Raw genomic sequence first — 11434 nt, 5'->3', positions numbered from 1 at the left:
AAAAGGCGGTTTTTTTGATTAAAGCATTAATGTACTTAATCACTACTTTGGAGGCATGCGCAGCCCGCCGTCTAAGCGGATTGTCTCACCATTTAGGTAGCTATTGTTCGCCATATGGATAACTAACTTAGCAAATTCTTCTGGTAGCCCAAGGCGCTTAGGAAACTGAACATTAGCAGAAAGGGCGTCTTGCACTTTTTCTGGCATAGCAAGTAGCATTGGCGTGCCCATTACACCCGGCGCAATGGTGTTAACACGAATACCCAACGGGGCTAAGTCTCGAGCCATTGGAAGGGTTAGGCCGATAATACCACCTTTACTCGCGGCATAAGCGGTTTGCCCTATTTGACCTTCGTAGCCAGCAACTGAAGCAGTGTTTACGATAAGACCGCGTTCGCCTTCCTCGCTAATTGGCGATTGCTTTGCCATCGTCGCTGCAACTAAGCGAGAAACATTAAAGCTTCCTACTAAGTTAATATCGATAGTTTTCTGGAAGTCACCCAACGGCGCCGGATTGCCTTCTTTGTCGAGCAGTCGCTTAGCTGGTGCGATGCCTGCACAGTTAACCACTAAAGAAATGGCGCCAAACCTTTCGGTTGTCGCGTCTATAGCTGCTTGAACAGAAGTTTCATCGCGTACATCGACTTTGGTGAAAAGTGTGTTGTTTTTGCCTAATTCTTCTACGCGCTGTGCGCCAAGCTCTTCATTTAAGTCGAAAAGGCTGACGTTAGCACCTGCATCTCGAAGTGCGATAGCAGTGGCATGACCAAGTCCGGAGCAACCGCCAGTAACAATGGCAGTAAGATTATTTAGCGTCATAGATTTCCCTTAAACCCTAGTTTTTCACTATTATTAACGTGATGTTAACGGGAAGTAAGAAGAAAAACTATGGTGCCGATAGGAATCGGCACCTTTCATTCAGCTATTTTGCCGTTATTTTGGCAACTGAATTTTACAGTCTTCGCTTTGGCGGTAGATAATTAGTGTGTGACCGATTACCTGAAGCTTAACTGAGTTGGTTTCACGAACAATGGCATCCATGATAAGCGCTTTTTCTTCGCGATCATCAGTTGGCACCTTAACTTTAATTAATTCGTGGTGGCTAAGTGCGTTGTCGATTTCGGCAACTACACCTTCTGTCAGGCCGTTCCCACCTAGCTGCACCACAGGTTTTAAGGGGTGTGCAAGGCCTTTTAGGAATTGTTTCTGTTTATTTGAAAGTTTCATGAAGTAATATTTCTTACAATTAATCTGTTAGTTTATGCTTGAAATAACGTATTCTAACGCCATCTTCTCTACAATCCTAATGACATTGTATTGGAATGACAAAAAAGAAACACTCCGCCAGCAGTAAACGCTGGTTACAAGAACACGTCAATGACCATTATGTGCAGAAAGCAAATAAGGAAGGTTGGCGCTCGCGAGCTATCTATAAACTGGAAGAAATTCAGAAAAAAGATAAGCTTATTAAACCAGGAATGACACTTGTAGACCTTGGTGCTGCACCGGGGGGCTGGTCACAGCTAGCCGCACAGCTCGTTGGCGACAATGGTCAAGTTATCGCGTGCGATATTTTGCCCATGGACCCAATCGTGGGCGTAGACTTTTTACAAGGTGATTTCAGAGAGGACGCTGTTCTCGACGCACTATTGAACAGAATCGGTGGGAACACCGTAGATATTGTGTTGTCTGATATGGCACCGAACCTTGCAGGTAACGCGTCGGTTGACCAGTCTCGCTCTATGTATCTTTGCGAACTAGCGCTTGATATGTGTCACCAAGTGTTAAAGCCTGGTGGTTCGTTTGTCATAAAGGTGTTCCAAGGTGAGGGGTTTGTTGAGTTCATGAACGCACTTAAACAATCTTTCACCACCATAAAGACGCGTAAGCCTGACTCGTCCAGATCACGTTCGCGAGAGGTGTATTTGGTGGCTTGTGGGTATAAAGTGTAGTACGCTTTGAGATAAGCGGTTTTCGTTGCGAGTTGTGTCGTTTATTCAATAAACAACTTGTTGAATATACAAGCAATTCGGGTTTATAGAGGTTAGTAGCATTGAGCGATATGGCAAAAAATTTAATCTTATGGTTAGTCATCGCCGTTGTTTTAATGTCGGTTTTCCAGAGCTTTTCACCGAGTGAATCGTCTCGTTCGCAAACTGACTACACAACGTTTTTGAGAGAAGCAGAACAGGGAAATATTCGAGAAGTTCGCATCAATAATAGTGGCGAAATTCGAGGTACTAAGCGTTCAGGCGAAACTTTCCAAACATTCGTACCTTACTTCGATGACAAGTTAGTATCTGACTTGGTTAAGAACGACGTAAGAGTGTACGGTGAACCACCAGAAGAGCAGTCTCTTCTGACGTCTATTTTCATTTCATGGTTCCCCATGTTACTGCTTATTGGTGTATGGATTTTCTTCATGCGTCAAATGCAGGGTGGCGGCGGCCGTGGCGCTATGTCATTCGGTAAAAGCAAAGCTCGCTTGCTTGGTGAAGACCAAATTAAGACAACATTTGCTGACGTAGCAGGCTGTGACGAAGCGAAAGAAGATGTATCTGAATTGGTAGACTTCCTGCGCGACCCGTCTAAGTTCCAAAAGCTAGGCGGTAAAATTCCGAAGGGCGTACTTATGGTAGGTCCTCCTGGTACGGGTAAAACGTTGCTTGCAAAAGCCATTGCCGGTGAAGCGAAAGTACCATTCTTTACTATCTCTGGTTCTGATTTCGTTGAAATGTTCGTGGGTGTAGGTGCATCTCGTGTGCGTGACATGTTTGAGCAAGCGAAAAAAGCGGCGCCTTGTATCATCTTTATCGATGAAATCGATGCGGTAGGCCGTCAACGTGGTGCTGGTCTAGGTGGTGGTCACGACGAACGTGAGCAAACCCTTAACCAGATGCTTGTTGAAATGGACGGCTTTGAAGGTCATGAAGGTATTATCGTTATTGCGGCAACTAACCGTCCTGACGTACTAGACCCTGCGCTTCTTCGTCCGGGTCGTTTTGACCGTCAAGTAGTGGTTGGTCTTCCTGACATCCGCGGCCGTGAACAAATTCTTAAAGTTCATATTCGCAAAGTGCCAGTGGCTGATAACGTAGAGCCGTCAGTTATTGCTCGTGGTACACCGGGTTTCTCAGGTGCTGACCTTGCTAACCTAGTAAACGAAGCTGCATTGTTCGCTGCTCGCGGCAACAAGCGCCTTGTTTCTATGGAAGAGTTTGAGAAAGCGAAAGACAAAATCATGATGGGCTCTGAGCGTAAGTCTATGGTGATGTCTGAGCCTGAAAAAGAAATGACTGCGTATCACGAAGCGGGTCACGCTATCGTAGGTCGCTTAGTGCCAGAACACGATCCGGTATACAAAGTGTCAATCATTCCGCGCGGTCGCGCGCTGGGTGTGACCATGTACTTACCAGAGCAAGACCGAGTGAGCCACTCTAAACAGCACTTAGAAAGTATGATTTCTAGCTTGTTCGGTGGTCGTATTGCTGAAGCCATCATTTATGGTGACGACAAAGTAACCACGGGTGCATCTAATGACATCGAGCGCGCTACTGAAATTGCACGTAAGATGGTGACCCAATGGGGCTTGTCGAGCAAAATGGGTCCAATGCTTTACGCTGAAGATGAAGGCGAAGTGTTCTTAGGCAAGTCTATGTCTAAGGCAACAAACATGTCTGATGACACAGCGCGAGCAATTGATGCGGAAATCAAGTCTCTTATTGACCGCAACTACGAGCGCGCTCAAAAGATCCTTGAAGATAACATCGATATCTTACATTCAATGAAAGACGCATTGATGAAGTACGAAACCATTGATGCTAAGCAAATTGATGATCTGATGAACCGCACTGACGTTCGTCCTCCTGCAGACTGGGATGACAGCAAGCCATCAGGTGGCGACAAGCCAAGTGGTGGTGCGCCGGTACGTGAAGGTGAAATTAAGAATGACGGTGTAGACAAACCGTCGGTAGGTAAGCCGGGTGATATCCCAAGCTAAGCGTCTACGCTAAATGAAAAAACGCCAGTTTAACTGGCGTTTTTTATTAGAGCACACTTATTTTAATCACGATTGGAATGTATTTTGACTGCTTCATTAATCGCTTTGAAGTTAACAATATAGGTCCATTCTCAAAGAGTATTTACTGTTAGCTCGGATGGTTTAAACAAGTTTGTTTTATAGCTTCATTGCTAAAAGATAATATTATTTTAAAAGTTAACATTGCAGGTAATTCATGCAGTTTGGAAGACACTCCATTGACCTGTCACAACCACATGTGATGGGCATTTTAAATGTTACGCCTGACTCATTCTCTGACGGCGGTAAGCACGCAAATGTATCGCAAGCGCTTGAACACGCGCTACGCATGACGGAAGAAGGCGCAACCTTTATTGATGTTGGTGGTGAATCAACAAGGCCAGGTGCACCCGATGTGTCGCTTCAAGAAGAGCTTGACCGCACTATACCGGTTGTTGAAGCGATAGCTAAAAACACCGAATGTATTATTTCTATTGATACTAGCAAAGCTGAGGTTATGCGTGAGGCAGTGAAAGCTGGCGCTGGGTTAATCAACGACGTACGCGCTTTGCAAGAGCGGGGTACGGTGCAAGTGGCTGCTGACGCTAAAGTTCCCGTTTGCTTAATGCATATGCAAGGGCAACCCCGCACGATGCAGCGAAACCCTCAATACAGCGATGTTGTGAAAGATGTGGGGCAGTTTTTATTAACCCGCGCTAATGCATGTGAAGAGGCAGGCATACCAAAAGATATGATTTTATTCGACCCAGGCTACGGTTTCGGTAAGTCATTGGAGCACAACTACGTCCTAGTAAAACACTTGCCTATACTGATGGCTTTAGGTTACCCAGTGTTGGTAGGTATGTCTCGTAAATCAATGATTGGCAATTTACTCAACAGAAATGTAGACGAGCGCTTGGCGGGAAGCATAAGCCTCGCTACAATTGTCGCCCAAATGGGCGCACAGATAATTCGCGTTCACGACGTGAAAGAAACAGCTGATGCTGTCAATATCGTGAAAATGCTGAATACGATAAAATAAGGAATAATAATGACGCAGCGCAAATATTTCGGCACCGACGGTATCCGCGGAAAAGTAGGCGAAAGCAATATAAACCCGGAATTTGTTACCAAGTTGGGTTGGGCAGCAGGTAAAGTGTTGGCGGGTCGCGGTACGAACAAAGTACTTATTGGTAAAGACACAAGAATTTCTGGTTACATGCTGGAATCGTCGTTGGAAGCAGGCTTATCTGCAGCGGGTATTAACATTGGTTTACTTGGTCCAATGCCAACACCTGCAATTGCATACTTAACAAAAACGTTTCGTTCAGAAGCGGGTATTGTCATTAGTGCTTCTCACAATCCTTTTTATGACAACGGCATCAAATTCTTCTCTGCTCAAGGCTTTAAACTAGACGATGATATTGAGCTTGGTATTGAAGACATGCTTGAGCAACCCATGACGTGTGTGGCGTCTGACAAACTAGGTAAAGCAACGCGTATAAATGATGCTGCGGGTCGTTACATAGAGTTTTGTAAGGGAACATTCCCCTCTGAGCTTTCACTCACTGGCCTTAAAATTGTTGTTGATTGCGCACATGGCGCGACGTATCACATTGCGCCAAACGTTCTGCGTGAACTGGGCGCAACGGTAATTGAACTAGGCACAGCGCCAAATGGCCTGAACATAAATGACGGTGTAGGTGCTACATCAATGAACGCCATTGTTGAGAAAGTTAAAGAGACGGGTGCAGACCTTGGTTTCGCGCTAGATGGCGACGGCGACCGCATTATGATGGTTGATCACCTAGGTAACATCTTAGATGGCGACCAAATTGTCTATATCATTGCTCGTGACGCACTTAAAAACGGCAAAATGCAAGGCGGCGTGGTAGGCACGTTGATGAGTAACTTAGGCCTTGAAAATGCGTTGTCTAAGCTTGGTGTGCCTTTCGCAAGAAGTAATGTGGGCGACCGTTATGTGATGGAGCTGTTACAGCAAAAAGGCTGGTCTATTGGCGGTGAAAACTCTGGTCATGTTCTCAATCTTAATATGAGCTCTACAGGTGACGGTATTGTAGCTGGGCTTCAAGTGCTTGCCGCAATGCTTCGTTCGCACATGGACTTACACGACTTAGCAAGTGGGTTTGAAATGTACCCGCAAACGCTAGTTAACGTGAGGTACGCTAACCAAGAAGTGGATTATTTAGCACACAGCAATGTACAAAATGCTAAGAAAGAGGCTGAGTCTGCGTTAGGTAAAACGGGCAGGGTACTTCTACGTAAAAGTGGTACTGAGCCGTTAATTCGTGTGATGGTTGAGTCGAATGACGAAAGCCAATCTCACAAATGGGCAGAGCATATTGCTGAAACTGTTCGTAATCTCGCCAATTAGTTGGCGTAGCAGGAAATTTTGCTTTTTGTGCTTGTATCTTCTCAATTAAATAGTTAATATCACGCCCGCTTTGAAGACAGGGCTAAGGTCTGCGTTGTGAGTAAAAATCTTAGAAAGCCATTCGTGGCTGGTAACTGGAAAATGAACGGAAATTTGGCATTAGTTGCTGAATTTAATCAAAAACTGGCGAATGTAAAAGCTGATTCGGAAATCGTAATTTGCGCTCCTTCACTTCTTTTACACGCATTTGAAACCCATTCGTTTGCCATTGGTGCTCAAAACGTAAGTCATCTTAATAACGGCGCTCACACTGGTGAGTTGTCAGTTGAAATGCTTAAAGAAGCAGGTTGCGGTTACGCAATTGTTGGGCATTCAGAAAGACGAGAAGACCAAGGCGAGTCAAGCGAACTTGTTGCATTAAAGGCAAAGCAGTGTGTTTCTTCAGGTGTCGTACCCATCATTTGTGTAGGTGAGCCACTTGAAGTGAGAGAAGCAGGTGATGTTGAATCGTTTGTTGGCGAGCAACTAGATGCACTAGTTAGCGCCATGTCTGTAGACGAACTCAGCAAAACTGTTATTGCATACGAGCCGATTTGGGCAATTGGTACTGGTAAAACAGCCAGCCCTGAGCAAGCACAAGAAGTACACGAATTTATTCGCGGCTACTTTAATAAAGTAGACGCACAATTGGCTCAAGGCCTTCGTATCTTGTACGGTGGTAGTGTTAAGCCAGATAATGCTGAAACCCTATTTGCACAGAAAGATGTAGATGGCGGTTTAATTGGCGGAGCCAGTTTAAAAGCTGAAGATTTTATTTCAATTTGCCAAGCGGCAAACTGACGAGGTATTTATGATTTACGAAGTGCTATTAGTAGCATACCTAATTGTAGCGCTATTACTTATTGGATTTGTATTGATCCAACAAGGTAAAGGTGCAGATATGGGCGCTTCATTTGGCTCAGGCGGTTCAAACACTGTTTTCGGTTCATCAGGTTCAGGTAACTTCATGACTCGTACGACCGCTATATTAGCAGGCTTGTTCTTCTTAATTAGCCTTTCTTTGGGTGCAATGACTGCAAACCGTGAAAGCGCGGAAGATGAGTGGAACAACCTAGAAGTTCCAGCGGCAGTAGAAGAGCCAGTAGAGCTACCAGCTGATCAAGACGTACCAGTTATTGAAGATGCAGCTCAAAGTAATGTTCCTGTTGTTGAAAGCGATGTAACAGACGTACCAAAGTCTGACGACGCTGAAGGTTCAAACTAATAAGTTTTCGCGGAAGTGGTGGAATTGGTAGACACGCCATCTTGAGGGGGTGGTGAGCATAGCTCGTGCGGGTTCAAGTCCCGCTTTCCGCACCAAATAAATGTATAGGCCAGCGCAATGCTGGCCTTTTCTGTTTTTACACTGTGTAATTCTTGTTAAGGTGACCCTGTACGCTCACTTTAAACTGGCCTTGTTAATTGTAACAAAGCGTTAAAATTTAAAATTTACAGGATGTTATGTCTGTTCCTATTTTTATTATTCAGCTATGCTTTTCAGTACTTAGTCATACTGTCTGCGACATAAACATAATAACTTTTACGAGGCACTATAGTGCAAAAAACACTTAGTCAGAGTTTGTTCCAAACCCTATTCATAGGGATTGTGATAGCATCACTTCTGATAATTGGAGCAGTGTGGCGCTCAGCCAATACTCTCGTTGTTCAAAATATTGACCATAATATTGTTTTAGCAGAGAAAGTATTCGATAAGGTTGTTGCGGATCGTCAAGCTGTCATACGCAACGTTTCGAAAGTACTGTCTCGCTCATTTGATTTCAGGCGTGCGGTTGGCACAGAGAATATACCCTCTATAGAAGCGGCGTTTACCAGTTACGCGCAGCGACTAAACACCGATATCATCGCTCTGGTAAGTCTAGACCATCAAGTAGTTGTAACGCGTACAGGCCTATTCGAAGTCGGTCAAAGTGTAGAAAGTAGCCTTGCATTGGTTGCTAAAGGGAAAGACAGCGGTTTCTTCGTAGTCGATAATAAATTAGTACAGTTAAATCTAATTCGTGTAGAAATACCTACGCTTAGATATTACATGCTAATAGGCGTTGAGTTTGATAGCGGATTATTAGAAGAGCTAAAAGCGCTCGTAGACGCTGAAATTATTATCTCAAGAACTGATACCAATGACGTTCTTACGACTACCTTAAAAGAAAATGATGCGCAACGGATCCTCGCGTCAGAACACGACCCCTCGTGGATAGATGTAACGTTTAAAGACGAGCTTACTTACTTTGCTCGTGAGGTGAATATCGCCTCTGATAGCAATTTGCCGGTTAAGATAACTCTAGCTGTAGATACAACGTCTTCATTTAGTTCTTTCACACGTATTCAAGTGACGATTCTGGCATTTTGCTTAGTCGCAATATTCATTGCTCTGGGTCTTTCTCTGCTGCTTGCCAGAAACGTGAGTCGACCAGTGTCTACCTTGGTAAAAGCAGTGAATAAGGTCGCGTCAGGAAGCTATGGCGCAACCCTTGACGCACCGTCGAACCTCAAAGAGATTACCGAACTTGCCAACGCAGTCGATAGCATGCAAGCAAGTATTAAAAGTCGTGAAAATCATATTCGTTATCAAGCAGAACACGACGTGCTTACCGGGCTTTTCAATCGGAACTATGTTGAAGGCTTCTTTGAGTCAGAACTTCAAGAAGAAAGAGAGTTACAGGTTGTTGCCATTACCGTAATCGGATTTCGAACCATTAACGACCTCTACGGTTACTCTAACGGCGATAATACACTGAAAGCATTGGCCGAGAGGCTTCAGCGTTGGCCTGGTACATCCGCAAGATTAGCTGGCGGTGAGATTTTATATATTACGCAAGATTCACTTAATGATGGCCAACTCGAAACGCTCAAGCACATATTAGAGCAACCAGTGGAAAGTAACCTGATTGCAATTCCAGTAAAAGTAGCCATGGCGGTTATCCAGTGCCCGCAAGATGCAACAACATCAGAAGAATTATTCAGAAAAATGAATATTGTTACTGATGAAGCGATACACAGCGACAGCTGGTGCGTTCGCTATAAAACAGAATTAGAAGATAAATACAATCGAAGACTATCAATTACCACCGAACTAAAACGTGCACTGGCTAGCCAGCAAAACGAACTGTCCATGGTTTACCAGCCAAAAATAGATCTGCAGACAATGAAAGTATGCAGCATGGAAGCGCTTATTCGCTGGAATAATAGTGTTCTGGGCTTCGTTCCACCTGATGAGTTTATTACCATCGCTGAGCAAGCAGGGTTAATTGAGCAAGTTACAACTTGGGTAATGAAGCAAACCATTTCAGACTTAGCTTATTTTAGAGGCATGGGGTATGGGTTCACTGTTGCGATGAACCTATCTACTCAGGATATTCAAAATAAGGTACTTCTAGGGAAGCTGGTGTCGCTTTTAACTCAGGAAGGCCTGTCACCTGAAGCTCTGGAACTTGAAATAACAGAAAGCGATTTAGTTGCTGATGCGTCGCTTGCTATAGAGAACCTTAATGAACTAACGGCGCGGGGCTTTCATTTCGCCATCGACGACTTTGGTACAGGCTATTCATCGTTAGCCTATTTAAAGAACTTGCCCGTAAAAACGATTAAAATTGATAAGAGTTTTATTCTGTCGCTGGCGAGTGATGAAAACGACCAGCAAATTGTTCATACCGTGCTGAGTTTGGCGAATGTGTTTAATTTAAAGGTTGTGGCTGAAGGTGTTGAAGACGTAGCGTCGCTTGAAATCTTAAAGGACTGGGGCTGTGATATCGTTCAAGGTTATTACATTAGTCGCCCACTTAGCCGTTCAGACCTTGAAGACTGGCTTCAAAATACGCCTTTCGGTGAATAGCTATTTCTTCAAATTAAATTTATTGTTTTACAGTAATCACTATGCCTTTGTTGCAGTATTTGGCGACATGGCATCGTAAATGCAAAACTAATAATGAAGCGTGTAAAACGCTCTGCGGGCCTGATTTCTTCGCCAAAGTGTGAGTATTTTGCCCACTGAGTTGTGAAATTACTTCAAAAACAAGGAATTTATTATGGACATCATTCGTATACTTTTATCGATTTTACTTCCACCGCTGGGCGTATTTTTACAAGTGGGTATCGGTGCTCACTTTTGGATTAATATCCTTTTAACTATTCTTGGCTATTTCCCAGGTGTTATTCACGCTGTTTACATCATCGCTAAAAAGTAGGTGGTGAAAAACGCTTTATTGGCGGCTATGCAATAAATCGCATAGTCGTAGCAAGTACAGCAACTAAATATGAAATAAACAAAAGCCAGCGTTAATAGCTGGCTTCTTACATTATGACGTTTGTCGAATAGGACGATTTCGGCAACGTGACATATCCCATGTTAGGCGGTGAGCTTTTCGTCGTCTAACTCTTGCTTCATCTCTTTTTGATATTCGTCTGCAAGTTTTGTTTTTTGGCGGTCATTAAGCACATTGCCTGCAACTTGGAAGAATTCCTGTTCTTCGTCGGCAAGGTGATGTTCTACCTTTTCCTGAAGTGTTTTCAAGTGACGTAACCAAGCTGGTGAACTCATATCCGTATCATCGAGCTTTGCGAGTAGCTCATCAATTTCGTGATGTTCTGCAATGCCGTGACGTGTTAAATCTACAGTGGCATCTTTCTCCAGAAGATGAGAATAGAAATGGCGCTCTTCAGCGATAGCATGACTTTCAAGCTGTGTCTTAAGCTCTTGATAATATTCACGGCGCGCAGCAGTGTTTCCGCTTGTTTCAGCTAGAATTTTAAGCAGTAAACGTTGCTTTTCATGGTCTTGACGCAAAGCTTCAAAAATTTTCATGGGTAGTTCCTTATAAATACCTAAAAAATGAATCACACCTGTGGTAATGCTATTTTTATTCCATTAGTGAGATATCTGTTACGCGCTGATTTTTAAAAGAAATTTCAAATGAAGTGACACAGAGTCATTGAATTGGGGAAGGGGACAACGCAAATTTTACAAG

General features: G+C 43.9%; 11 protein-coding genes and 1 tRNA gene. 9 read left to right on the top strand and 3 right to left on the bottom strand.

The features are described 5' to 3' along the window. Positions 1-42: 42 nt before the first annotated feature. Positions 43-819: a 3-hydroxyacyl-CoA dehydrogenase gene (locus tag KUL49_RS04820; RefSeq protein ID WP_061094926.1), complete on the bottom strand. Its 777-nt coding sequence runs from the start codon at positions 817-819 to the stop codon at positions 43-45. A gap of 114 nt (positions 820-933) precedes the next feature. After that, complete coding sequence (gene yhbY / locus KUL49_RS04815) at positions 934-1227, bottom strand: ribosome assembly RNA-binding protein YhbY (protein ID WP_014949363.1); 294 nt, start codon at positions 1225-1227, stop codon at positions 934-936. A gap of 95 nt (positions 1228-1322) precedes the next feature. Between yhbY and rlmE the strand changes: the two genes are divergently transcribed. From rlmE to KUL49_RS04770, 9 genes are all read left to right on the top strand, one after another. After that, positions 1323-1952 carry a 23S rRNA (uridine(2552)-2'-O)-methyltransferase RlmE gene (rlmE, locus tag KUL49_RS04810; RefSeq protein WP_014949364.1) on the top strand — a complete coding sequence of 210 codons (630 nt, stop codon included), beginning with the start codon at positions 1323-1325 and terminating at the stop codon, positions 1950-1952. A gap of 101 nt (positions 1953-2053) precedes the next feature. Next, positions 2054-4000, top strand: coding sequence for an ATP-dependent zinc metalloprotease FtsH (ftsH, locus tag KUL49_RS04805; protein ID WP_014949365.1), 1947 nt, complete (start codon positions 2054-2056; stop codon positions 3998-4000). A gap of 235 nt (positions 4001-4235) precedes the next feature. Continuing rightward, positions 4236-5060 (top strand): dihydropteroate synthase, encoded by an 825-nt coding sequence (gene folP / locus KUL49_RS04800; protein ID WP_131136476.1) that lies wholly within the window; start codon positions 4236-4238, stop codon positions 5058-5060. Between the two features lie 9 nt (positions 5061-5069). Next, positions 5070-6413, top strand: a complete 1344-nt coding sequence (glmM, locus tag KUL49_RS04795; RefSeq protein WP_131136475.1) for a phosphoglucosamine mutase — start codon at positions 5070-5072, stop codon at positions 6411-6413. 96 nt (positions 6414-6509) lie between these two features. Beyond that, positions 6510-7253 carry a triose-phosphate isomerase gene (gene tpiA, locus KUL49_RS04790; protein WP_039229431.1) on the top strand — a complete coding sequence of 248 codons (744 nt, stop codon included), beginning with the start codon at positions 6510-6512 and terminating at the stop codon, positions 7251-7253. Between the two features lie 10 nt (positions 7254-7263). Then, the gene (gene secG, locus KUL49_RS04785; RefSeq protein WP_131136474.1) at positions 7264-7677 is read left to right on the top strand and encodes a preprotein translocase subunit SecG; all 414 of its coding nucleotides are present in this window, start codon (positions 7264-7266) and stop codon (positions 7675-7677) included. A 9-nt stretch (positions 7678-7686) separates the two neighbouring features. Next, positions 7687-7772: transfer RNA gene (locus KUL49_RS04780), tRNA-Leu, on the top strand. Positions 7773-8007: 235 nt separating this feature from the next. Continuing rightward, complete coding sequence (locus KUL49_RS04775) at positions 8008-10302, top strand: GGDEF domain-containing protein (RefSeq protein ID WP_131136473.1); 2295 nt, start codon at positions 8008-8010, stop codon at positions 10300-10302. A 193-nt stretch (positions 10303-10495) separates the two neighbouring features. Beyond that, complete coding sequence (locus KUL49_RS04770) at positions 10496-10654, top strand: YqaE/Pmp3 family membrane protein (protein WP_014949371.1); 159 nt, start codon at positions 10496-10498, stop codon at positions 10652-10654. A gap of 161 nt (positions 10655-10815) precedes the next feature. Here KUL49_RS04770 and KUL49_RS04765 read toward each other — a convergent pair whose 3' ends face one another. After that, on the bottom strand, positions 10816-11271 hold the full coding sequence (locus KUL49_RS04765) for a hemerythrin domain-containing protein (RefSeq protein WP_014949372.1): 456 nt from the start codon (positions 11269-11271) through the stop codon (positions 10816-10818). Positions 11272-11434: the final 163 nt, after the last annotated feature.

The organism is Alteromonas sp. KUL17, assembly GCF_006538305.1.
GTDB classification, from domain to species: domain Bacteria; phylum Pseudomonadota; class Gammaproteobacteria; order Enterobacterales; family Alteromonadaceae; genus Alteromonas; species Alteromonas macleodii.
This window is presented reverse-complemented; position numbering and strand designations above follow the sequence as displayed.